Origin of the sequence: Streptomyces africanus, assembly GCF_030816955.1 — a bacterium.
GTDB lineage: Bacteria > Actinomycetota > Actinomycetes > Streptomycetales > Streptomycetaceae > Streptomyces > Streptomyces africanus.
The window spans coordinates 2,025,186-2,048,517 of sequence record NZ_JAUSYP010000001.1 but is presented as its reverse complement, the minus strand read 5'-3'; the positions used below and the strand labels follow the sequence as shown (position 1 = coordinate 2,048,517).

Below are 23,332 nucleotides of genomic sequence, written 5' to 3'. Positions count from 1 at the left end.
CGTCGGCGCACCGTGATAAACCGGGTCCGAGCAGCGGTCCCGCCCGGGCCGCCCGACCCCGAACGGACCGGAGGAACCGTGCCCCGCACCCTGGCCAACGCCCCGATCATGATCCTCAACGGCCCCAACCTGAACCTCCTCGGCCAGCGTCAGCCGGAGATCTACGGCTCCGACACCCTCGCCGACGTCGAGGCCCTGTGCGCCAAGGCGGCGGCAGCGCACGGCGGCACGGTCGACTTCCGCCAGTCCAACCACGAGGGCGAGCTGGTCGACTGGATCCACGAAGCGCGGCTGAACCACTGCGGCATCGTGATCAACCCGGGCGCCTACTCGCACACCTCCGTCGCCATCCTGGACGCCCTCAACACCTGCGACGGCATGCCGGTGTTGGAGGTCCACATCTCCAACATCCACAAGCGCGAGTCGTTCCGGCACCACTCCTACGTCTCGCTGCGCGCCGACGGAGTCATCGCGGGGTGCGGGGTGCAGGGGTACGTCTTCGGCGTGGAGAGGGTCGCGGCGCTGGCCGGGACGGGGCACGCCGACGCCTGAGCTCTCCTGCAGCCGATCGCCCCGCTACAACCGCCCCGCCTCCACGATCCGCCGCAGAAAGCGCCGCGTGCGCTCCTGCCGCGGTTCCCCGAAGACCTGCTCGGCGGTGCCGCGTTCCAGCACCACGCCGCCCTCCAGGAAGCACACCTGGTCGGCGACCTCCCGCGCGAAGCCCATCTCGTGCGTGGCCAGCACCATGGTCATGCCCTCGTCCTTCAGGCCGCGGACGACGGTGAGGACCTCGCCCACCAGCTCGGGATCGAGGGCGGCGGTGATCTCGTCGAGCAGCAGCAGCCGGGGGCGTACGGCCAGGGCGCGCACGATCGCCGCCCGCTGTTGCTGTCCGCCGCTCAGCCGGTCCGGGTACTCGCCCGCCTTCCCGCCGAGCCCGAGCCGTTCCAGTAGTTCACGCGCGCGTGCCTCGGCCTCGGCGCGGGGCACGCCGTGCACCCGGCGCGGCGCGAGGGTGATGTTCTCCAGCACCGTCAGGTGCGGGAAGAGGTTGTACGCCTGGAAGACCACGCCGATCCGGCGGCGCACGGCGTCCTGGTCGGCGCGCGGGTCGGTGATCTCCTCGCCGTCCAGCCAGATCGCACCGTCGTCGATCTCCTCCAGCAGGTTCGCGCACCGCAGCAGCGTCGACTTGCCGGAGCCCGAGGCGCCGATCAGCGCGGTGACCGTGTGCGGGGCGACCTCCAGGTCGACGTCCCGCAGGACGACCGAGCCGCCGAAGGACTTGCGGACGGCCTCCATACGCAACACGGGCGCGTCGGACGCGTCGCTCATGTGATTCCTCCCTGGGCCCGCCGGCGGTCCATCCGCGCCGTCACCCAGTCCGTGAAGCGGGTCATGGGGATGGTCAGCGCGACGAAGACCAGACCCGCGACGATGTACGGCGTGTAGTTGAGGCTGCGGCCCACGATGATGTCGGCGGCCCGTACGGCGTCCACCGCGCCCCCGATCGAGACCAGCCCGGTGTCCTTCTGCAGCGACACCAGGTCGTTCAGCAGCGGCGGCACCTGGCGGCGCACCGCCTGGGGCAGCACCACGTACCGCAGCGCCTGCCGGTTGCTGAGCCCGAGGGAGCGGGCCGCGGCGCGCTGCGAGGGGTGCACGGACTCGATGCCGGCCCGGAACACCTCGGCGACGTACGCCGAGTACGTCAGGGTGAGCGCGGTGCCGCCGAGGAGCACCGGGTCGACGGTCACCCCCTGGAGCCGCAGCGCCGGGACACCGAGGACCACGATCATGAGGTTGATGATCAGTGGCAGCCCCCGGAAGAAGTCCGTGTACGCGGCGGCCAGGACGCGCAGCGGGAAGAACACGGGGCCGCGGAGGGTACGGGCCACGGCGATCAGCATGCCGAGGACGAGCACCGCGGCTCCGCAGACGAGCAGCAGCCGGACGTTCAGCCACAGCCCTTCGAGGACCTTCGGGAGCGCCTCGCGCGCGTACCCCCAGTCGAAGAACGTCTCCTTGGTGCGCGGCCAGCCGGGGGCGTTGACGACGACCAGGTAGAGGACGGCTCCGGTGACGAGGGTCGAGAGCGCGCCGATCGCCGTGGCGCGCCGGGCGCGGACGCGCTTGTAGCGCTCACGGTCCAGGCGACGCTGCGACGGCACGTAGCCGTCCCGCGCGTCGTGTTCGCCGGAGCCGACCGCCGGCTCCTCCTTGTCCACCGTCACTTCAGCACCGGAGCGTCGACGGCGTCCGACAGCCACTTCTGCTCGATCTGCGCGAGCGTGCCGTCCTCGCGCAGCGCGTCCACGGCCCGCGAGACGCAGGAGGTGAGCGCGCTGCCCTTGTCGAGCACGAGTCCGAACTGCTCCGGCGTACCGCCCTGGTTCTCGAACTGGCCGACGATCGTCGCGTCCGTGATCTCGGCCCCGGTGATGTAGAAGGCGGTCGGCAGGTCCACGACGACGGCGTCGACCTGGCCGTTCTTCAGCGCGGACTTGGCCTGGTCGTTCTTGGCGAACACGGCGGCCGCCCGCGTGGGCCGCACCACGTCGTCGATGTAGTCGAGGCTGGTGGTGCCGACCTGCGCGCCCAGCTTCACGTCCTTCAGGTCCGCGACGCTTTTCGCCTTCGCCGCCCTGGAGCCCTTCAGGGCGACGACGGCCTGGCGCACGTCGTAGTAGCCGGACGAGAAGTCCACGGCCTTCTTGCGCTCGTCGCTGACGGACACCTGGTTGATGTCGAAGTCGAACGTCTTCTCACCGGGCGCGAAAGCCTTGTTGAACGGGACGGTCTGCCAGACGACCTTGTCCTTGCCGTAACCGAGGTGCCGGGCGACGGCGTACGCGACCGCCGACTCGAAGCCCTTGCCGCTCGCGGGGTCGTCGTCCTTGAACCACGGCTCGTAGGCGGGTTCGTCGGTGGCGATCGTCAGCTTGCCCGCGGTCCGGGTGGCCAACTCGCCCTTCTCGCACGTGTTTCCGGCCGAAGAGGTACCGGCCGCGGGCTCCTCCGGCTGCGGTGCACAGCCGACGGCGGCGGCGAGCAGGGCGACGGTGACGGCGGCGGCAGCGCGGCGCGGGGCGCGCGGAGCAGGATGCATGGCGCGAGATTGGCAGCCGACGGACCCGTTTGTCGAGGTCACGACGACATCTGCTCGCATCGTGGGAGCCGGCGTTGCGTTCTTGTGAACACTCCGTGACGCGCGCCGAGTTCGGCGGTCGCCGGGGCCGCCGGCCGAGGGCGGGGATCGACAGGCCGGCGGCCCATCCGCCCAGGAGCCGTCATCCTGCGCGGGGCTGCTACCAGTTGACTGCGCAACTACGTGCAGGGGGAGCGTATGTACGACACCGGCGTGTGCGAATGGTTCACACGGGGCGCGTGCGCGGCCCACCGCTCCACGCGCGTACGCCCCGCGAGGTCCCTCACCACCCGCGCGCGCCACTCCGGCAACTGCGGGCGTTCCGCGCCCAGCGTGGTGTCGTTGCCGTGCCCCGGGTAGACCCACGTCTCGTCCGGGAGGACGTCGAAGACCTTGATCTCCACATCGTGGATGAGGCTGGCGAACGCCTTGGGATCCTTGTGGGTGTTGCCCACGCCGCCGGGGAACACCACAGCACGCGCCAACACACCAGGTCACGGCGGCGCGTAAACCTATGGGCCGTGCCTCCGCGGCGTCGAAGTGGGCCGACCGCATCAGATGCCTGTGCAATGAGGCCGGCCGTGCCCTTCTCAGCGGTGGCGCGGGCGAGGCAGCAAGGCGAACGCGCTCTCCGCAATCGAGGTCAGGCGGGCGGGACTGTGGCCGTACGCGCCTACGACATCGGTCCCGCGGATGATGGTCAGCAGAAGGTACGCAAGGTCGTCGGGATCCGCGTCGGGGTCGATGTCGCCGTTGCGCTGCGCCGCTCGAACACACTCGGCCACCGCCGTCGCGAGCACGGAGAAGCAGTCGTTGGCCAGGCGTTTCACCTCGGAGTCGGAGGCGCCGATCTCCAGGGCCATCTTGGCGGCGAAGCAGGCCGCCGCCGCCCGGTCAGGGGCGGGGGGTACGTCGGCGGCGAGTGGCACCCCGTGGACGGCGCGGAGCAAGTACGCGTGCAGTCGTTCCAGGGCACCCTCGTCCGGTCCGGCGAGCGCCTTCGGCGCAAACTGCCCCAGCCGGGCGAAGTAGCCGGCCATCGCCTGCAGCAGCACGCCGTGCTTGCCGTCGAACGCGGCGTAGAGGCTGCCGCGGCCCAGGCCGGTGGCGGCGCTGATGTCGTCGACGCTCGTGCCGTTGTAGCCCGAGGCGCGGAACTGCCGCTCGGCGGCATGCAGGACGTTGTCGCGGTCGAAGCTTCGTGGTCTCGCCATACACCGAAGGTAAAGCCGACCCGCCGTTATTGACAACCCAGTACAGAACCATCTAGGTTTCTGACTGTTCAGTACACAACCATCCTGAGCTCACCGGACAGGGTGTGTGTACGCCTGGCGCGATGGAGAGCAACCCATGCCTTTGCACTCCTCCGCGCCGCCCAACGTTGCGACGCCTTCCAGGCCGGCAAGGCCCGGTCTGATCCTCGCGATCCTGGCGACGGCGAGTTCCATCGCCGGACTGGATCTGTACATCACGAACGTCGGGCTGTCCTCGGCGCGGGGCGCTTCCTGCACCTCGAACAGCCCAAGACGGTCGCCGACCACATCCTGGGCTTCCTGAACAGCTGACCACCCTCCAACCACCCAGAACTCGAAGGGCTGACCGAACCATGACTGACAAGGAAAGGCAGGAGGCCATGGCTGTGACGACTCCTCCGTACACGAGCGACGCACTGGCCGAGGGGACCGTCGACGCGGTGGTGATCGGCGGGGGCGCCGCGGGGCTGAACGGTGCACTGATCCTCGCCCGCTCCCGAACGCTCGGTCGTCGTGATCGACAGCGGCTCCCCGCGCAACGCGCCCGCGGAGGCCGTGCACGGCCTCATCGCCCTGGACGGCACCCCGCCGCCCGAAATCCTTCGACGGGGCCGGGAGCAGGTGCGCCAGTACGGCGGACGCGTCGTGTTCGGCGAGGTGGTCTCGGCCGAGCCTGCCGCCCCGTCGGCGGACGGGGACCTGCGGTTCACCGTCACCCTGGCCGACGGCCGCCGCATCACCGCCCGCCGCATCCTGGTGGCCACCGGCCTCACGGATGTGCTGCCGGAGGTGCCCGGACTCGCCGAGCACTGGGGGCACAGTGTGGTGCACTGCCCGTACTGCCACGGCTGGGAGGTGCGCGACGAGCCCATCGGCATCCTCGCCACCGGCCCGGCCTCCATCGGCCACGCGTTTTTGTTCCGCCAGCTCACCGAGGACCTGACCTACTTCACCCACGGCACCGACCTGGACGAGGACAGCCGCGCCCGCTTCGCCGCCCGCGGCATCCGCGTCATCGACACCCCGGTCACCGAGGTCGTCAACGACGAGGACGGTGCCCTCGCCGGGGTGCGCCTGGCCGACGGCCAGGTCGTGGCCCGCCGCGTCGTTGCGGTCGCCGCGCCGATGCAGGCCCGCACCCAGGGCCTGGAAGGTCTGGGCCTGCCGGTGCGGGACCTGCCGAACATGGGCCGCGGTTTCGCCTCCGGCACGGCCGGCACCACTGAGGTGCCGGGTGTGTGGGTGGCCGGCAACGCCACCGATCTGGTCGCCCAGGTCGGGGCCTCCGCAGCGGCCGGCGCACTGGCCGGCGCCGACATCAACAGGATGCTGGCCATCGCGGACACCGACGCGGCCCTCCAGGGGATCGCCGAGGGAAGCCCACAAGGGGCCACAGGATGATCTTGAAGCCCGGAGATCTCAGCCCGTCGCCCGCTCGCCTCACGGGCAATCAAGTGCTTCCGCTCGTCCGCCCCGTCCCCCTCAGGAGCTACTGATGCCCTTCCTAGCGAACACCCCCGTGGAGAAAATGACCGGGCCTTACGCGCGGCGCTGGTGGGCGCTGCTCGTGCTGTGCCTGAGCCTGCTGATCACGGTGATGGCGAACACGTCGCTGATCGTCGCCGCCCCCGACATGACCACCGACCTGGGCCTGAGCAGCAGCGATCTGCAGTGGGTCGTCGACTCCTACACCGTTCCGTACGCGGCGCTGATGCTGGTGCTGGGCGCGATCGGCGACAAGTACAGCCGACGCGGCGCGCTGGTGCTGGGTCTGCTGATCTTCGCCGGCGGTTCGGTGATGGGGAGCATGGTCGACGAGACCTCGCTGGTCATCGCGGCCCGCGCGATCATGGGTGTCGGTGCCGCGGTCGTGATGCCGGCCACGCTGTCCCTGGTGGTCGCGACCTTCCCCCGGAGCGAGCGGGCCAAGGCCATCACCGCCTGGGCCGCGACCTCCGGGCTGGCGGTAGCCGTCGGCCCGCTGGTCTCCGGCTGGCTGCTCGAGGACCACGCCTGGGGCTCGACCTTCCTGATCAACGTGCCGATCGCCGTCCTCGCCGTGTTCGGCGCGCTCGCCCTGGTACCGCCGTCCAAGGCGGAGGGCATGGGCCGGATCGACTACGTCGGTGGTCTGCTGTCGATCGTCACCGTCGGCTCCCTGATCTACGCCGCCATCGAGGGCCCGCACTCCGGCTGGGGCGCCGGCCCCGTCACCGCCGCCGTGGTCGCCGGTGCCGGTCTGGTCGCCTTCGTCGCCTGGGAGCTGCGGCACCCGCACCCGATGCTGGACGTCCGAAAGTTCGCGCTGCGGCCCTTCAGCGGCGCGATGCTCGCGGTGCTGTTCTTCTTCTTCGGTATGTTCGCCGTGATCTACTACTCGACGCAGTTCCTGCAGTTCGTCCTCGGCTACGACGCCCTGGACACGGGCCTACGGCTGCTGCCGCTGGGCGGTGCGGTGTTCCTCGGGTCCGCCCTGACCGGGTTGTTCACCCCGAAGCTGGGGGTGAAGGTGATGGTCGTGACCGGCATGGCCATCGGCACGGCGGGCATGTTCCTGCTCACCCAGATCGACAAGGGGTCGACGTACGGGGACTTCCTGGCGCCGCTGATGATGCTGGGCCTCGCGCTCGGACTGGCCATCTCCCCGGCTACCGACACGATCATGGGCTCCTTCCCCGAGTCCGAGCTGGGCGTCGGCGGCGGTGTCAACGACACCGCGCTCGAACTGGGCGGGGCGCTGGGCATCGCGGTGCTGGGCTCGCTGCTGGGCACGGCCTACCGGGACGAGCTGACCGACCTGGTGGGCAACCGGCTCCCGGGCGAGGCGATGGAGACCGCCAAGGACTCGGTCGGCGCCGGCCTGGCCGTCGCGGAGCGGGTCGCGCAGGATCCCTCCGCCGGGCCCCAGCAGGCCCAGGCCGCCGTGGACGCCGTCCACCAGGCCTTCGCCCACGGAGTCGCCCAGACCAGCCTCATCGGCGGGATCATCATGGCCGCCGGAACACTGATCGTCCTCGCGGTCCTGCCGGGCCGGCGCGGCTTCGCGAAGCAGAGCGCCGAGCCGGGGGCCGGGACGGCGGCGAGCGAGGCGGCGACTGTGCGGGAGCACACCGGGTCCACCCACTAGATCGCCGACGGGGCGTCCACCGGATCGCCGGAGCGACGGGCACCGCCTCCGCCGGGTCGCCCGCCAGGCGCGTCGGGCAGGAGCCCGGCGGCGCGAGACGCGCAGGGCGCGGGCGTGGTCCACGGTCCACGGCCACGCGGATCCTCTGCCGGAACACCTCACCGTCTTTGGCCTCCGGGCCGCCCCGGGCTCTCCTGCGGGCGGCCCGGAGGCCAAGGGCCGTGAGGTGACAGCGGCGGTCGCAGCCCGCTTGAGCGCGGCCTGCAGCTGCGTGCGGGTGTTTCGAGCCCGTAGTACGGCTGGGAGCCGAAGGGATGGATTGCGGAGAAGTGGGAGGTTCCGCTGCCTGCCAGGTGAACCCGGCCCGGCAGACCGCAGCCCATGCAACAGTCCCCCTGATCATGACGGTCACCGCTGCCGGCGTCGGTGACGGTGCTCTGGAGGCCACCGTCCGTGGGGCATGACCCTCCCGAGCGCGGAACGGGCCTGAATGCGCGACCGCCCCCGCTTCGGTTTCGAAACAGGGGCGGTCGGCGTTGGACGGTTACCAGCCTCGTGCGCGCCACTCCGCGAGGTGGGGCCGCTCCGTGCCGATGGTGGTGTCGTTGCCGTGGCCGGGATAGATCCAGGTCTCGTCCGGAAGGACGTCGAACAGCTTGGTCTCCAGGCCGTTCATCAGGGAGTTGAACTCTGCGGCCTGTGTTGTCCGGCCAGGGCCCCCCGGGAAGAGGCAGTCCCCGGTGAACACATGGGGATGCCCGTGCGGGTCGTCGTAGACGAGGGCGATCGAACCGGGCGTGTGCCCGACCAGGTGGCGCGCGGTGAGCTCCACGTGCCCCACCCGGATGGTGTCGCCGTCGTCGACCAGCACGTCGGTCGGCACCGGGATGCCGTCGGCGTCGTCCCGGCCCGCGTACGTGCGGGCGCCGGTGGCCGTTACGACCTCGGCGAGCGCCTGCCAGTGGTCGCCGTGCTGGTGGGTGGTGACGACGGACGCGATGCCGTCGTCACCGATCATGCCGAGCAGCGTCCCCGCCTCGTTGGCGGCGTCGATCAGCAGCTGCTCGTCCGTGGCCCGGCAGCGCAGCAGATAGGCGTTGTTGTTCATCGGACCGACCGCGATCTTGGTGATCATCAGGTCCTTGAGCTCGTGCACGTCGGCAGGTCCGCCGACCGTCACCTGTCCGCTGTACGTCATGAGCGCCAGCCTATAGCGGGGAAGCGGCCCGGGTCCTACAGCGGGGGCAGGGCCGGAAGCGCTCCGCCGTCCACCGTCAGCGCGGCTCCCGAACGGCGGCCGGCGAGCCAGCCCAGCAGGTCCGCCGGGGAGCCGGTGACGGTCACCCCGGGCCCGTCGTCGGCCTCCCGTCCCGTGCTCCACGCGCGCGTGCCGTCCGTGAGGCGCGTGGACGGTACGTCGCGATGCCCGGCGAACCGGTCGGCGAGGAAGGCGATCTCCCGCTCCGTGAAGTCCGCAGGCAAGTCCTCCAGCTCGTACCCGGTCCCCAGGTCCACGTGATGCAGCTCCACCTCCACCCACCGCCGGAACGGCACCCGCGACGCCGAGTCCGTGACCCCGTTACGCAGCTCCACCGTGCGCGACCAGTCCGCCGGAGCGGCCCCGGCCTCCTGGAAGCGGGCCGCGCTCTCGCGCAGGTCGGCGAGGTGGACGTCGAGCGGGCGCGGGGCGTCCCGCTCGATGTCGGCGTCCCGGGCCTCGCCGGAGACGTACATGGGACGGCCTTCGAGGACGTTCACGAGAGCGTCCGCGTTGCGGGCGAGGTGGGCCAGCACATGGCCCCGGGTCCAGCCGGGAAGCCGTGACGGCTGCGTCACAGAGGCGTTGTCCAGTTTGCCGACTGCGATGAGCAGCCGTTCCGTAGCGGCATGTACAGACGCCAGGTCATGACCGTGATCAATCATGGTGCTGACCCTAGCTCCGCCACACCTTCGGGTGAAGGTGGTGAAGCAGTGCCGGTAATCGAATGCGCGTGCTATATGGTCGGACGTGACGTCGGGCATGCTGGAAAGCCGGGGTTTGTTGGCAACCCGTGAATCCGACCGGCGTTGTCAGTGGCTCCCCCTAGTCTGAGAAAGCACGGGGGCCCCGCCCCTGTCACTTCTCTCAAGAAAGGTGCGGACCGGCGTGGCCGACCGTCTCATCGTTCGTGGAGCGCGCGAGCACAATCTCAAGAACGTCTCGCTCGACCTCCCGCGCGACTCGCTCATCGTCTTCACGGGCCTGTCGGGGTCGGGCAAGTCCTCGCTGGCCTTCGACACCATCTTCGCCGAGGGACAGCGGCGCTACGTGGAGTCGCTCTCCTCGTACGCCCGGCAGTTCCTCGGCCAGATGGACAAGCCCGACGTCGACTTCATCGAGGGCCTGTCCCCGGCCGTCTCCATCGACCAGAAGTCGACCTCGCGCAACCCGCGCTCCACGGTCGGCACCATCACCGAGGTCTACGACTACCTCCGTCTGCTCTTCGCGCGCATCGGCAAGCCGCACTGCCCCGAGTGCGGCCGCCCGATCACCCGCCAGTCGCCGCAGGCCATCGTCGACAAGGTCCTGGAGCTGCCGGAGGGCAGCCGCTTCCAGGTGCTGTCGCCGCTGGTGCGCGAGCGCAAGGGCGAGTTCGTCGACCTCTTCGCCGACCTCCAGACCAAGGGCTACTCCCGCGCGCGGGTGGACGGCGAGACCATCCAGCTGTCCAACCCGCCCACGCTGAAGAAGCAGGAGAAGCACACCATCGAGGTGGTCGTCGACCGCCTCACGGTGAAGGACAGCGCCAAGCGCCGTCTCACCGACTCCGTCGAGACCGCCCTCGGCCTGTCCGGCGGCATGGTCGTGCTCGACTTCGTCGACCTCCCCGAGGACGACCCCGAGCGCGAGCGCATGTACTCGGAGCACCTGTACTGCGCGTACGACGACCTGTCCTTCGAGGAGCTGGAGCCCCGCTCCTTCTCGTTCAACTCGCCCTTCGGCGCCTGCCCGGACTGCTCCGGCATCGGCACGCGCATGGAGGTCGACCCGGAGCTCATCGTCCCGGACCCGGACAAGAGCCTCGACGAGGGTGCCATCCACCCCTGGTCGCACGGCCACACCAAGGACTACTTCGGCCGCCTCATCGGCGCCCTGGCCGACGCCCTGGGCTTCCGTACGGACATCCCCTTCGCGGGCCTGCCGCAGCGCGCCAGGAAGGCCCTGCTGCACGGCCACAAGACGCAGGTCGAGGTCCGCTACCGCAACCGCTACGGGCGCGAGCGCCGGTACACGACGGCCTTCGAGGGCGCCGTCCCGTTCGTCAAGCGCCGGCACAGCGAGGCCGAGAGCGACGCCAGCCGTGAGCGCTTCGAGGGCTACATGCGCGAGGTGCCCTGCCCGACCTGTGAGGGCACGCGCCTGAAGCCGATCGTCCTCGCGGTCACGATCATGGACAAGTCCATCGCGGAGGTCTCCGCGATGTCGATCAGCGACTGCGCCGACTTCCTGAGGGAGCTGAAGCTCAGCGCCCGCGACAAGAAGATCGCCGAGCGCGTCCTGAAGGAGGTCAACGAGCGGCTCCGGTTCCTCGTCGACGTCGGCCTGGACTACCTCTCCCTGAACCGCGCGGCCGGCACGCTGTCCGGCGGCGAGGCCCAGCGCATCCGCCTGGCCACCCAGATCGGCTCCGGGCTCGTCGGCGTGCTGTACGTCCTCGACGAGCCGTCCATCGGCCTGCACCAGCGTGACAACCACCGGCTGATCGAGACCCTGGTCCGGCTGCGCGACATGGGCAACACGCTCATCGTCGTCGAGCACGACGAGGACACCATCAAGACCGCCGACTGGGTCGTCGACATCGGCCCCGGCGCCGGTGAGCACGGCGGCAAGGTCGTGCACAGCGGCTCCCTGAAGGAGCTGCTCGCCAACGCCGAGTCGCAGACCGGTCAGTACCTGTCCGGCAAGAAGGCCATCCCGCTGCCCGACATCCGGCGCCCGATCGACCCGTCCCGGCAGCTCACGGTGCACGGCGCCCGGGAGAACAACCTCCAGGACATCGACGTCTCGTTCCCGCTGGGGGTGTTCACCGCCGTCACCGGCGTGTCCGGCTCCGGCAAGTCGACCCTGGTCAACGACATCCTGTACACGCACCTGGCCCGCGAGCTGAACGGCGCGAGGAACGTGCCCGGGCGGCACACGCGCGTGGACGGCGACGACCTCGTCGACAAGGTCGTGCACGTGGACCAGTCGCCCATCGGCCGCACCCCCCGCTCCAACCCGGCGACGTACACCGGCGTCTTCGACCACATCCGCAAGCTGTTCGCCGAGACCACCGAGGCGAAGGTCCGCGGCTACCTGCCCGGCCGCTTCTCCTTCAACGTCAAGGGCGGCCGCTGCGAGAACTGCGCGGGCGACGGCACGATCAAGATCGAGATGAACTTCCTCCCGGACGTCTACGTCCCGTGCGAGGTCTGCCACGGCGCCCGGTACAACCGGGAGACCCTGGAGGTCCACTACAAGGGCAAGTCCATCGCCGACGTCCTGAACATGCCGATCGAGGAGGCCACGGAGTTCTTCGAGGCGGTCCCCGCGATCTCCCGCCACATGAAGACCCTCAAGGACGTCGGCCTCGGCTACGTCCGGCTCGGCCAGTCCGCGACCACCCTGTCCGGCGGTGAGGCCCAGCGGGTCAAGCTCGCCAGCGAGCTCCAGCGCCGCTCCACCGGCCGCACGGTCTACGTCCTGGACGAGCCGACCACCGGTCTGCACTTCGAGGACATCAGCAAGCTGCTGACGGTCCTGTCCGGACTGGTCGACAAGGGCAACACGGTCATCGTCATCGAGCACAATCTCGACGTGATCAAGACCGCCGACTGGGTCGTCGACATGGGTCCCGAAGGCGGCGCCGGCGGCGGCCTGGTCGTCGCCGAGGGCACGCCCGAGGAGGTCGCCGCGGTCCCGGCCAGCCACACCGGCAAGTTCCTGCGCGAGGTCCTCGGCGCCGACCGGATCAGCGACGCGTCCTCGGTGAAGGCCCCGAGCAAGACGGCGGCGAAGAAGACGGTCCCGGCACAGACCAGGGCGAAGAAGACCGCCTCCAGGACGGTCGACAGCACCGCCGCCAAGAAGACAGCCGCCAAGCCCACCAAGGCCGCCGCGAAGAAGACGACGCGGACGGCCAAGAGCTGACAGCTCGCCGACGCGCCGTGCCCCACAGGGAGTTCCTTGCGGGGCACGGCGCGTCTGCGTGCTGATCAGGCGTTCTTCGGTTCCACGAACTGCATGTCGAGCTGGATCTTCACCACTTCCCCGAGCAGACCGGGAGCGAAGTCGAGCCCGAACTCGCTGCGCCGGATCTCGCCCGTCGCCTCGAAGCCGGCGTGCCGGCTGCCGTCCATGGGCACATCGACCAGCCCGCCGAACTCCACGGCGAGCGTCACCGGGCGGGTCACCTCGCCGATGGTCAGCTCGCCCTCCATCGTCCAGTCCTCGCCCGCACCCGACACACGCGTCGAGCGGTACGTCATCGTCGGGCGCTTCTCGACGTCGAGCAGGTCGGAGGCGCGGACATGCGCGTCCCGGTCGGCGTTGCCGGTGTCGATCGAGGCCAGATCGACGGTCGCGGAGACCCGCACGTCCTCGACGCGCTCCCCGACGAACAGGTCGGCCTCCAGCCGTTCGAAGCGCCCCCGCACCTTGGCGATGCCCAGGTGACGGATGGTGAAGCCCACGGAGGAGTGGAACGGGTCAAGGGCCCAGTGCCCCGGGGCCAGCGGCAGAGCGGTGGCGGAAGCGGCGGTAGCGGTGTCATTCGTCATGGCTCCACTCTGAGGGGCGCGCGGCCCGTGAGGGAGACCGGCCGGAGCCTGGTAGTGGCAGGGACACCCTCCCCACGCGCGGGGAGGGTACGTTCGGCGGGTGAGCGACAACAAGGTGAGCGACAACGAGTTGGGCACGTTCCTGCGCACCTGGCGTGAAGCCGTCAGCCCCGCCGAGGTGGGCCTGCCCACCGGCCCGCGCCGCCGCACCCCGGGCCTGCGCCGCGCCGAGCTGGCCACGCTCGCGGGCATCAGCGTCGAGTACCTCACCCGGCTGGAACAGGGGCGCGACCGCCACCCGTCCGCCCAGGTGCTCGGCGCACTCGCCGACGCCCTGAACCTGTCTCTCGTCGACCGGATGCTGCTGCGCCGCCTGACCAAGGAGGCGGACGGCGGCGACCCGCTGATCTGCGCGGCGGCCCCGTCGCTCAGCCACACGGCGCGCCCCACCGTCCAGGCCGTGCTGGACCACCTGGAGCCGGCTCCCGCACTGGTGGTCAACTGGATCGGCGACGTCCTCGCCCACACGACCGGTTACGAACGCCTGGTCGGTCCCATCGGCCTGCTCGACGACGAGCGCCCCAACCTGCTGCGGTACCTGTTCACCGACGAGCGGGCCCGCAGCGCCTACCGCGACTGGGACCGGGTGGCCGATGACCTCGTCGCCCGGCTCCGGCACGGCGTCCCCCTGCGGGACCCGCACCTCGCCGAGCTGGCCGACGAGCTGACGGTGACGGCGGGGGCGGACTTCGCCGACCGGTTCGCGGACCTGGCCGTGACGCCGCGGCGGACCGGCTCCCAGCACATCGAGCACCCGGAGGCCGGATCGCTGCGCCTGCTGCACGAGACGTTCGCGCTGCCCGACGAGGGTCAGCGCGTGATCGTCCACCTGCCCGCGGACGACGCCACGGCCGCCGCCCTGGACCGCCTCAACGGCCGTCGCCCCGGCGCGCTGCGGGCCGTGGGGGAGGCCGGCTGAGCGACGCCACGGGACGCGTACGGGAGGACGTTTTCCTGCCGTCCGCGCTGGTTCGCGGGAGGTGTCAGCCCTCCAGCTCGTGCGCGTACGGCGGTTCCGCCCCGGCCCGGGAGCAGGTGATCGCCGCCGCACGGGCCGCGAAGCCCAGCAGCCCCGTCCAGCCGTCGTGCCCCAGCGCGGCCAGCGCCTGCGCGCTGAGCGCGTCGCGTGCCGCGAGCCCGTGCAGCAGCGCCGCGTTCACCGTGTCGCCCGCGCCGATCGTGTCCACGACCTCCACCCGCTCACCCGGCACCGCGTACTCGCCGTCGGCGGTGAAGGCGGTCAGCCCGTCACCGCCCCGGGTGATCACGACCGCTGCCGGACCGGCCGCCAGCCACTCCTCGGGCGTACCGCCGAGCCACCGGGCGTCCTCCTCGGACAGCTTCAGCAGCGACACCGACGGCAGCCAGCTCTTGAACCGCGCCCGGTAGGCGTCCGCGTCGGGGATCAGCCCGGCCCTGATGTTCGGGTCCAGCGCGGTGAACACGCCCTGCGCGGCCGCCGCACGCATCAGCTCCTCGTAGGCGCTCGCCCCCGGCTCCAGCACCAGCGAGCAGGTCCCGAAGGAGACGGCCCGGGTGCCGGGCGGCAGCGCGGAGGGCGCCGTGAACAGCCGGTCCGCCGTGCCGTCGACGTAGAAGGAGTACGCCGCCGAGCCGTCCGCGCCGACCGTGGCGACGGCGAGCGTCGTGGGCTCGGCGCCCCGCTGCACCGACGACACGTCCACCCCGGTCTCCCGCAGCCGGTCCAGCAGGGCCTGACCGAAGGCGTCGTACGACACCCGGGAGCAGAAGGCGGCGGGCGAGCCGAGGCGGCCCAGCGCGACCGCCGTGTTGTACGGGCCGCCGCCGAGCGCCGGCTGGAGTGCCGCCAGGGCACCCGTGCCCCGCGGGACCAGGTCGATCAGTGCCTCACCGGCGACGACGATCATGCGACGGTTCCTCTCTCGGACTGCGCGGACTGCTCGGGCTGCTCGCACCGCACGGACTGCCCCGGCTCCTCGGGGCAGCCGCACGACGTGCGGTGGACGAAGGTGCAGGGGAGCCGCACGGTCCGGGCGGGCCGGTCCGGCTCGGCGAGACGCTCCAGGAGCACGCGTACGGCCTGCGCGCCGATGTCCCTGCTGGGCTGCGCGATCGCGGTCAGCCGGGGCGAGAACAGCTCCGCCCAGGCGAAGTCGTCGAAGCAGCACAGCGCGATGTCGCCGGGCACGGAGAGGCCGTGCGCGCGCAGGGCACGCAGCGCCCCGATGGTCATGGCGTTGTTGCCCGTGACCAGCGCCGTGGGCGGCACGGCGAGGGACAGCAGGGCGGCGGTGGCCTGTTCGGCACCGGCCGACTCCGAGTCGCCGTGCACCAGCAGCCGTTCGTCGTAGGGAAGTCCCCCGAACGCGAGGCCGGTCCGGTAGCCGGTGATCCGTTCGCTCGTGGTGCTGAGGCCCGGCCGTCCCGCCACCAGCCCGATCCGCCGGTGACCGAGACCGGCGAGGTGGGTGACCAGCCGGGACGTCGGTTCGGCGTTGTCGGAGCAGACCTGGTCGAAACGCGGTCCGCCGCCCGGGGCGTCCACCAGCCGGTCCAGGAACACGGCCGGTACGTCGTGCCGCCCCAGGTAGGCGAGCAGCCCGCGCGGATGAGCGGAGGGCGCGACGATCATGCCGTCCACCCGGCGCTCGTGCAGCAGCTGGACGACCTTGCGCTCGTGCTCCGGGTCGTCGTGCGGATCGGCGATCAGGAGACTGTAGCCGTGCTCCAGGGCGGCGGCTTCGACGCCCTGGAGGATCTCCGTGAAGTACGGGTTGCTGATCGCCGACACGGCCAGCCCGATGGACCGGGTACGGGCCGTCACCAGGGACCGGGCCAGCGTGTTCGTGGTGTAGCCGAGCTCCTCCACGGCGTCCAGGACCGCCTGGCGGGTGTGCGGCAGCACCGGCCGGGTGCCGTTCAGGACGTGCGAGACGGTCGCCACGGAGACCCCGGCGCTCCGCGCCACGTCGGCCATGGTCGCCATACCGCTCCGCCTCCTCTGTCAGGTCCCGGCGGGAACGTATCGCATTCAGAGGCAGACGTAAACGCTTACGCAAGCGTTTACGTCGACCCCAACGCCACGGGGCAGAGGCCTGGGCAGAGGGCGGAGACACAGGGCAGAGGGCAGAAGAGAGAGGGCGGCGAACCGCAGCCGCCCTCGGGGCGGCTACTCCCAGTCCCAGCCGATCCCCAGAAACCCCGTCCGCACCCGTGGCTCGACCAGGTGCACCGACCGGTGCCGTCCGCTCAGTGCCAGCTCCTGGCAGCCGGTGCGCGGGGCCGCCGTCGAGTGCTGCGCGAAACGGTGGCAGCGCACCGGGAGGGCCGCCGCGTCGAAGCACACCTGGAGCGCGTACTGGCCGCCGGGGGAGTCGAAGCCGCGGAGGTACTCGTGCGACACGCCCGCCGTGCCGTCCTCGACGCCGTAGCGGAACAGGAACGTGTCGCCGGCCCGCAGCCGGGTGTCGAAGAGCAGCTCGGCCGCGAGCACGCCCGTGTCGCGGTGCCAACGGACGCGTCCCGTACGGCAGTTCTCCAGCGCGTGCACCCGCATACGCTCCGGTGCGGCTCCCCGGTCGCCGTGGTGGACGGCCACGAATCGGTCGACGCCGTCCCGGTGGGCGCGCACGATGTGGTGCGACTCCCGCTCGGCCAGCTCGCGCCGCGCCCCGATCCGCAGCCGCTCGTGGTGCCCGAGGGTGTGCAGACCGCCGTCCGGCGGGCAGTCCAGCTCGGCCAGCAGCTGGTCCAGGACCCCGGAGGCCTCGACGAGGGAGCGGTAGGAGCGGGCCGCTGACCGCTGCCCGGACGGGCCTTCGCCGGGCTCGGCGAGCAGCCGGATCAGCGACTCCTCGGGAAGCTCCAGGATCTCCTCCAGCGCGCGCACGGCCCGCAGCGACTCGGGGCGCTGCGGGCGCCTGGCCCCCTGCTGCCAGTAACTCAGGCTGGTGACGCCGACCTTCACCCCGTGGCGGGACAGATGGTGCTGCACGCGCTGCAGCGGCAGCCCGCGGGCGGCGATCGCGGCACGCAGGGCGACGTGGAAGGGGCCGCCGCGCAGAACCGAGTCCAGTTCCGCGGTGGCGACGTCCGCGTGCTGTGGGGCGTGCGGCATGCAGGGGCCTCTCTGTGTGTCGGCGACGGCTGGTCAGACCGTTCGCACGGGCCGCCCGGGGCCGTCCCGCCGGCGCAGGGGAGGTCTTCACATCCGTAGGCCGTCGTTCAGGGGTCCCGAGTTCCTCCGCATTGAAGCGTGTTGACCTGGTCCCGACAACACCTGATGCCGGACAGTGACGTACTCCCGGCCAGGCCGGTCCCCACATGAGACCGCCCGGGGCGCTTGGCGCCCCGGGCGGTCTCTGCTGACGGCGTCACCGGCCTCCGCCGAGGCCGGCGTCTGCGGCGTCCGTCTACGAGCGGTCGCTCCCGCCCCGTTCCTCGACGGCCAGCCGCTTGGCCCGCACTATGTCGGGGTCGCGCGGGTCGAGGGCGTCGTGCAGGGCGAACCGTTCGTCCGCGTACCGACGGGCACGGACGGCCCGCCGGGTCTTCTCGATCCGCATCCGCTTCATCTGCGCAGCCCTCCGACCCGTGGCCCGCCCGCTTCGCACCGAAACGGCCGGTCCACACCGACAACCCGCCTGCACCGGCACGGCCTCCGTCCGCCGGACGTCGCCGTGTCCCCGTGGGAAGCCTGCATTCCCGCTCCCGGCGTGCCGTAACCCCGGGCGGGGCATGCCGTTGGAAACTGCCCCTCGCCGAGGCCGTGACCGTGTCCCGCCGTCCCGTCGGACTGTCGGTGCTCGCCAGTAGGGTGTGAGACATGGCCGACCCCTCCAGCTACCGCCCCAAACCGGGTGAGATCCCCGACTCGCCGGGGGTCTACAGGTTCCGTGACGAGCACCGCCGGGTGATCTACGTAGGAAAGGCGAAGAGCCTGCGCCAGCGCCTGGCGAACTACTTCCAGGACCTGGCGGGCCTGCACCCGCGCACCCGCTCCATGGTTACCACGGCCGCGTCCGTGGAGTGGACGGTGGTGTCCACGGAGGTCGAGGCGCTCCAGCTGGAGTACTCGTGGATCAAGGAGTACGACCCCCGGTTCAACGTCAAGTACCGCGACGACAAGAGCTACCCCTACCTCGCGGTGACGATGAACGAGGAGTACCCGCGCGTGCAGGTGATGCGCGGTCACAAGAAGAAGGGCGTCCGCTACTTCGGGCCGTACGCGCACGCGTGGGCGATCCGTGACACGGTCGACCTGCTGCTGCGCGTCTTCCCCGTGCGCACCTGCTCGGCCGGCGTCTTCAAGAACGCCGCCCGGACGGGCCGCCCCTGTCTCCTCGGCTACATCGGCAAGTGCTCCGCCCCCTGCGTGGACCGGGTCTCCGCCGAGGAGCACCGCGAACTGGCCGACGAGTTCTGCGACTTCATGACCGGCCGCACGGCCACGTACATCCGCCGCCTGGAGAAGCAGATGGGCGAGGCGGCCGAGGAGATGGAGTACGAGCGGGCGGCCCGGCTGCGCGACGACATCGAGGCCCTGAAGAAGGCCATGGAGAAGAACGCGGTCGTGCTCGCCGACGCGACCGACGCCGACCTGATCGCGGTCGCCGAGGACGAGCTGGAGGCGGCCGTCCAGATCTTCCACGTGCGCGGCGGACGCGTGCGCGGCCAGCGCGGCTGGGTCACGGACAAGGTGGAGGAGATCACCACCGGCGCCCTCGTGGAGCACGCCCTGCAGCAGCTGTACGGCGAGGAGACGGGCGACGCGGTCCCCAAGGAGGTCCTCGTCCCCGCCCTGCCCGACCCCGTGGAGCCCGTCCAGGAGTGGCTCGCCGGGCGGCGCGGCTCGGGCGTCTCCCTGCGCATCCCGCAGCGCGGCGACAAGAAGGCCCTCATGGAGACGGTGCAGCGCAACGCCCAGCAGGCGCTCGTCCTGCACAAGACCAAGCGCGCCTCCGACCTGACCACGCGCTCGCGCGCCCTGGAGGAGATCTCCGACGCCCTCGACCTGGACAGCGCCCCGCTGCGGATCGAGTGTTACGACATCTCCCACCTCCAGGGCGACGACGTGGTGGCCTCCATGGTCGTCTTCGAGGACGGTCTGGCCCGCAAGAGCGAGTACCGGCGCTTCCAGATCAAGGGCTTCGCCGGACAGGACGACGTCCGCTCCATGCACGAGGTGATCACCCGGCGCTTCCGCCGCTACCTCGCCGAGAAGGAGAAGACGGGCGAGTGGGCGGACGGCGAGGACGCCGAGAACGCCGAAAACGGCCAGCTCACCAGCACCAGCACCAGCACCCTCACCGAGGACGACGGCCGCCCCAAGAAGTTCGCCTACCCGCCCCAGCTCGTCGTCGTCGACGGCGGCGCCCCCCAGGTCGCGGCCGCCCAGCGGGCCCTGGACGACCTCGGGATCGACGACATCGCCGTGTGCGGCCTCGCCAAGCGCCTGGAGGAGGTCTGGCTGCCCGGCGACGACGACCCGGTGGTCCTGCCCCGCACCAGCGAGGGCCTGTACCTGCTCCAGCGGATCCGTGACGAGGCCCACCGCTTCGCGATCAGCTACCAGCGCACCAAGCGGTCCAAGCGCTTCCGGTCCAGCCCCCTGGACGACGTCCCCGGCCTCGGGGACACGCGCAAGCAGGCACTCCTGAAGCACTTCGGCTCGTTGAAGAAACTGCGATCCGCCACCATCGACCAGATCTGCGAGGTTCCCGGCATAGGCCGCAAGACCGCCGAGACCATCGCGGTGGCCCTCGCCCAGGCGGCCCCGGCCGCACCCGCCGTCAACATGGCGACTGGAGAGATCATGGAGGAGGAACCCGACACCATGGGTCCCAGCGGGGAGCCCGCACGGACGGGCGCCCCGGACGAACGACGGGGGCAGGAGACATGAATGTGAACGAGCACGACGGGCAAGAAAAGCAAGCCGGAGACGGAGCACAGGTGAGTACGGGCACGCCCAACGACAAGGCCGCAGTCCCGGACGTGGCCATCCCCGAGCTGGTGATCATCTCCGGCATGTCCGGGGCCGGCCGTTCCACGGCCGCGAAGTGCCTGGAGGACCTCGGCTGGTTCGTCGTCGACAACCTGCCGCCCGCGCTGATCCCCACCATGGTGGAGCTCGGCGCCCGCTCCCAGGGCAACGTGGCCCGGATCGCCGTCGTCGTCGACGTCCGCGGCCGCCGCTTCTTCGACAACCTCCGCGAGTCCCTCGCCGACCTGGAGGCGAAGAACGTCACCCGGAGGATCGTCTTCCTGGAGTCGTCCGACGATGCCCTGGTGCGCCGCTTCGAGTCGGTGCGCCGCCCGCACCCCCTCCAGGGCGACGGCCGGATCGTCGACGGCATCGCCGCCGAGCGCGAGCTGCTGCGCGAGCTGCGCGGCGACGCCGACCTGGTGATCGACACCTCCAGCCTCAACGTGCACGAGCTGCGCGCCAAGATGGACGCCCAGTTCGCCGGCGAGGAGGAGCCGGAGCTGCGGGCCACGGTCATGTCCTTCGGCTACAAGTACGGGCTGCCGGTCGACGCCGACCTGGTCGTCGACTGCCGCTTCCTGCCGAACCCGCACTGGGTCCCGGAGCTGCGCCCGTACACGGGCCTCAACGAGGAGGTGTCGGGTTACGTCTTCAACCAGCCGGGCGCCAAGGAGTTCCTCGACCGGTACACGGAGCTCCTGCAGCTCGTCGCCACCGGCTACCGCCGTGAGGGCAAGCGCTACGTGACCATCGCCGTGGGCTGCACAGGCGGCAAGCACCGCTCGGTCGCCATGTCGGAGAAGCTCGCCGCCCGGCTCGCCGCCGAGGGCGTGGAGACGGTGGTCGTACACCGGGACATGGGACGCGAATGACACGACGTACTCCGCGGCTGAGCCGGCTGCGCCGGGTGGTGCCCGACGGCAGCACCGACGGAAGGGGCAGCCGGCCCGCCGAGGCCCGGGGCGGCAGACCCCGCCGCCGGGGCACCCAGCCCAAGGTCGTCGCCCTCGGCGGCGGCATGGGCCTGTCCGCCTCGCTGGCCGCGCTGCGCCGGATCACCGGCGACCTCACCGCCGTCGTCACCGTGGCCGACGACGGCGGCTCCAGCGGCCGGCTGCGCGACGAGCTGGGCGTGCTGCCGCCCGGCGACCTGCGCAAGGCACTGGCCGCACTGTGCGGTGACGACGACTGGGGCCAGACCTGGGCGCGCGTCATCCAGCACCGCTTCCAGTCCAAGGGCGACCTGCACGAGCACGCGGTCGGCAACCTGCTGATCGTCGCCCTGTGGGAGCAGCTCGGCGACCATGTCCAGGCCCTCGACCTGGTCGGACGGCTGCTCGGCGCACAGGGCCGCGTGCTGCCCATGTCCGCCGTCCCGCTGGAGCTCCAGGCCCTGGTCAAGGGCCACGACCCGGCCCGCCCGGACGAGGTGGACACGGTCCGCGGCCAGGCCACCGTCGCCCTCACCCCGGGCGAGGTGCAGTCCGTGCAGGTCGTGCCGCACGACCCGCCGGCCGTGCCCGAGGCGGTCCAGGCCGTCCTGGACGCGGACTGGGTGGTGCTCGGCCCCGGCTCCTGGTTCTCCTCGGTCATCCCGCACCTGCTCGTGCCCGAGCTGCTGGACGCGCTCACGCAGACCAAGGCCCGCCGGGTACTCTCCCTGAACCTCGCCCCGCAGCCCGGAGAAACCGAGGGCTTCTCTCCGCAGCGTCATTTGGAGGTTTTGGGACGACACGCCCCTAAACTCGCCCTGGACGTGGTGCTGGCCGACGAGGCCGCCGTGCCCGACCGCGACTCCCTGACCGATGCCGCCAAGCGGTTCGGGGCCGCGGTCGAGCTGGCGCCGGTGGCCCGGCCCGACGGGACCCCGAGGCATGACCCGGAGCTGTTGGCCGCCGCGTACGACCGTATTTTTCGGATGCATGGAAGGATCGGCCCATGGCGATGACGGCAGCGGTGAAGGACGAGATCTCCCGGCTCCCCGTCACCCGGACCTGCTGCAGAAAGGCGGAGGTCTCCGCCATTCTGCGGTTCGCCGGCGGCCTTCACCTGGTGAGCGGTCGGATCGTGATCGAGGCGGAGCTGGACACGGCGATGGCGGCCCGCCGCCTCAAGCGGGACATCCTGGAGATCTTCGGCCACAGCTCGGAGCTGATCGTGATGGCACCGGGCGGACTGCGCCGCGGCTCGCGCTACGTGGTGCGCGTCGTCGCGGGCGGTGACCAGCTGGCCCGCCAGACCGGCCTGGTCGACGGGCGGGGCCGCCCGATCCGCGGCCTGCCCCCGCAGGTGGTCTCGGGGGCCACCTGCGACGCCGAGGCCGCCTGGCGGGGCGCCTTCCTGGCGCACGGCTCGCTCACCGAGCCCGGCCGCTCCTCCTCCCTGGAGGTGACCTGCCCGGGACCCGAGGCCGCGCTCGCCCTGGTCGGCGCCGCCCGCCGCCTGTCGATCGCCGCCAAGGCCCGCGAGGTGCGCGGCGTGGACCGGGTCGTCGTCCGCGACGGCGACGCGATCGGCGCCCTGCTCACCCGCCTCGGTGCCCACGAGTCGGTGCTGGCCTGGGAGGAGCGCCGGATGCGCCGCGAGGTGCGCGCCACGGCGAACCGGCTGGCCAACTTCGACGACGCCAACCTGCGCCGCTCGGCCCGCGCGGCCGTCGCCGCCGGTGCCCGTGTGCAGCGCGCGCTGGAGATCCTCGGCGAGGACGTCCCCGAGCACCTCGCCGCGGCCGGCCGGCTGCGCATGGAGCACAAGCAGGCCTCCCTGGAGGAGCTGGGCGCGCTCGCCGACCCGCCGCTGACCAAGGACGCCGTCGCCGGCCGGATCCGCCGCCTGCTGGCCATGGCCGACAAGCGCGCCTCCGACCTGGGCATCCCGGGCACCGACGCCAACCTCTCCGAGGAGCTCGCCGACAATCTCGTGGGCTGATCCAACAGACCGTCAAGAAGCCGGTGCCGACCGCCACTTGGGTGGTC

At 71.4% G+C, this 23,332-nt stretch carries 19 protein-coding genes and 2 pseudogenes; 9 read left to right on the top strand and 12 right to left on the bottom strand.

The features are described 5' to 3' along the window. The first annotated feature begins 78 nt into the window (after window positions 1–78). Window positions 79–552 (top strand): type II 3-dehydroquinate dehydratase, encoded by a 474-nt coding sequence (gene aroQ, locus QF034_RS09580; protein ID WP_307174525.1) that lies wholly within the window; start codon window positions 79–81, stop codon window positions 550–552. A gap of 24 nt (window positions 553–576) precedes the next feature. Here aroQ and QF034_RS09575 read toward each other — a convergent pair whose 3' ends face one another. The 5 genes and pseudogenes from QF034_RS09575 to QF034_RS09555 all read right to left on the bottom strand — a co-directional run bounded on the left by QF034_RS09575 (window position 577) and on the right by QF034_RS09555 (window position 4,365). Beyond that, on the bottom strand, window positions 577–1,338 hold the full coding sequence (locus QF034_RS09575; RefSeq protein WP_307174524.1) for an amino acid ABC transporter ATP-binding protein: 762 nt from the start codon (window positions 1,336–1,338) through the stop codon (window positions 577–579). Further along, window positions 1,335–2,237 carry an amino acid ABC transporter permease gene (locus tag QF034_RS09570; protein WP_307174523.1) on the bottom strand — a complete coding sequence of 301 codons (903 nt, stop codon included), beginning with the start codon at window positions 2,235–2,237 and terminating at the stop codon, window positions 1,335–1,337. The genes QF034_RS09575 and QF034_RS09570 overlap by 4 nt, the downstream gene beginning before the upstream one ends. Further along, on the bottom strand, window positions 2,234–3,112 hold the full coding sequence (locus QF034_RS09565) for an ABC transporter substrate-binding protein (RefSeq protein WP_307174522.1): 879 nt from the start codon (window positions 3,110–3,112) through the stop codon (window positions 2,234–2,236). Before QF034_RS09565 ends, QF034_RS09570 begins: the two co-directional genes overlap by 4 nt. Before the next feature lie 329 nt (window positions 3,113–3,441). Next, a pseudogene (locus QF034_RS09560) lies at window positions 3,442–3,621 on the bottom strand (MBL fold metallo-hydrolase); the annotation flags it as partial. A 120-nt stretch (window positions 3,622–3,741) separates the two neighbouring features. After that, entirely contained in the window at window positions 3,742–4,365 is a 624-nt protein-coding gene (locus QF034_RS09555) for a TetR/AcrR family transcriptional regulator (protein ID WP_307174521.1), read from the bottom strand. 419 nt (window positions 4,366–4,784) lie between these two features. On the opposite strand from QF034_RS09555, the pseudogene QF034_RS09550 reads away from it, so the two are divergent. Next, window positions 4,785–5,805 (top strand): annotated as a pseudogene (locus QF034_RS09550) (NAD(P)/FAD-dependent oxidoreductase). 94 nt (window positions 5,806–5,899) lie between these two features. Beyond that, window positions 5,900–7,531, top strand: coding sequence for an MFS transporter (locus tag QF034_RS09545; protein ID WP_307174520.1), 1,632 nt, complete (start codon window positions 5,900–5,902; stop codon window positions 7,529–7,531). A 544-nt stretch (window positions 7,532–8,075) separates the two neighbouring features. Here the strand turns inward: QF034_RS09545 and QF034_RS09540 are convergent. Together QF034_RS09540 and QF034_RS09535 are read right to left on the bottom strand one after the other, a co-directional pair. Then, the gene (locus QF034_RS09540; protein ID WP_307174519.1) at window positions 8,076–8,729 is read right to left on the bottom strand and encodes an MBL fold metallo-hydrolase; all 654 of its coding nucleotides are present in this window, start codon (window positions 8,727–8,729) and stop codon (window positions 8,076–8,078) included. A 35-nt stretch (window positions 8,730–8,764) separates the two neighbouring features. Further along, window positions 8,765–9,454 carry a maleylpyruvate isomerase family mycothiol-dependent enzyme gene (locus QF034_RS09535; RefSeq protein WP_307174518.1) on the bottom strand — a complete coding sequence of 230 codons (690 nt, stop codon included), beginning with the start codon at window positions 9,452–9,454 and terminating at the stop codon, window positions 8,765–8,767. A gap of 223 nt (window positions 9,455–9,677) precedes the next feature. Here QF034_RS09535 and uvrA point away from each other — a divergent pair, with 223 nt between their 5' ends. Next, window positions 9,678–12,701: an excinuclease ABC subunit UvrA gene (gene uvrA / locus QF034_RS09530; protein WP_307174517.1), complete on the top strand. Its 3,024-nt coding sequence runs from the start codon at window positions 9,678–9,680 to the stop codon at window positions 12,699–12,701. Window positions 12,702–12,766: 65 nt separating this feature from the next. On the opposite strand, the gene QF034_RS09525 is transcribed toward uvrA, so the two are convergent. After that, window positions 12,767–13,330 carry a YceI family protein gene (locus QF034_RS09525; RefSeq protein ID WP_307174516.1) on the bottom strand — a complete coding sequence of 188 codons (564 nt, stop codon included), beginning with the start codon at window positions 13,328–13,330 and terminating at the stop codon, window positions 12,767–12,769. Window positions 13,331–13,445: 115 nt separating this feature from the next. Between QF034_RS09525 and QF034_RS09520 the strand changes: the two genes are divergently transcribed. Then, entirely contained in the window at window positions 13,446–14,309 is an 864-nt protein-coding gene (locus tag QF034_RS09520) for a helix-turn-helix domain-containing protein (RefSeq protein WP_307179843.1), read from the top strand. Between the two features lie 64 nt (window positions 14,310–14,373). Here QF034_RS09520 and QF034_RS09515 read toward each other — a convergent pair whose 3' ends face one another. The 4 genes from QF034_RS09515 to QF034_RS09500 all read right to left on the bottom strand — a co-directional run bounded on the left by QF034_RS09515 (window position 14,374) and on the right by QF034_RS09500 (window position 17,946). Beyond that, complete coding sequence (locus QF034_RS09515) at window positions 14,374–15,279, bottom strand: carbohydrate kinase family protein (protein WP_307174515.1); 906 nt, start codon at window positions 15,277–15,279, stop codon at window positions 14,374–14,376. Next, window positions 15,276–16,358, bottom strand: coding sequence for a LacI family DNA-binding transcriptional regulator (locus tag QF034_RS09510; RefSeq protein WP_307174514.1), 1,083 nt, complete (start codon window positions 16,356–16,358; stop codon window positions 15,276–15,278). Before QF034_RS09510 ends, QF034_RS09515 begins: the two co-directional genes overlap by 4 nt. A 183-nt stretch (window positions 16,359–16,541) precedes the next feature. Then, entirely contained in the window at window positions 16,542–17,489 is a 948-nt protein-coding gene (locus tag QF034_RS09505; protein ID WP_307174513.1) for a hypothetical protein, read from the bottom strand. A gap of 295 nt (window positions 17,490–17,784) precedes the next feature. Beyond that, window positions 17,785–17,946 carry a hypothetical protein gene (locus tag QF034_RS09500; protein WP_167409582.1) on the bottom strand — a complete coding sequence of 54 codons (162 nt, stop codon included), beginning with the start codon at window positions 17,944–17,946 and terminating at the stop codon, window positions 17,785–17,787. Window positions 17,947–18,197: 251 nt separating this feature from the next. Between QF034_RS09500 and uvrC the strand changes: the two genes are divergently transcribed. The 4 genes from uvrC to whiA are packed head-to-tail and all read left to right on the top strand — an operon-like array spanning window position 18,198 to window position 23,285. Then, window positions 18,198–20,273 carry an excinuclease ABC subunit UvrC gene (gene uvrC / locus QF034_RS09495; protein ID WP_307174512.1) on the top strand — a complete coding sequence of 692 codons (2,076 nt, stop codon included), beginning with the start codon at window positions 18,198–18,200 and terminating at the stop codon, window positions 20,271–20,273. Beyond that, window positions 20,270–21,229 (top strand): RNase adapter RapZ, encoded by a 960-nt coding sequence (rapZ, locus tag QF034_RS09490; RefSeq protein WP_307174511.1) that lies wholly within the window; start codon window positions 20,270–20,272, stop codon window positions 21,227–21,229. Before uvrC ends, rapZ begins: the two co-directional genes overlap by 4 nt. Continuing rightward, on the top strand, window positions 21,226–22,305 hold the full coding sequence (locus QF034_RS09485) for a gluconeogenesis factor YvcK family protein (protein WP_307174510.1): 1,080 nt from the start codon (window positions 21,226–21,228) through the stop codon (window positions 22,303–22,305). The genes rapZ and QF034_RS09485 overlap by 4 nt, the downstream gene beginning before the upstream one ends. Continuing rightward, window positions 22,296–23,285, top strand: a complete 990-nt coding sequence (gene whiA, locus QF034_RS09480) for a DNA-binding protein WhiA (RefSeq protein ID WP_150480207.1) — start codon at window positions 22,296–22,298, stop codon at window positions 23,283–23,285. Before QF034_RS09485 ends, whiA begins: the two co-directional genes overlap by 10 nt. Window positions 23,286–23,332 lie beyond the last annotated feature (47 nt).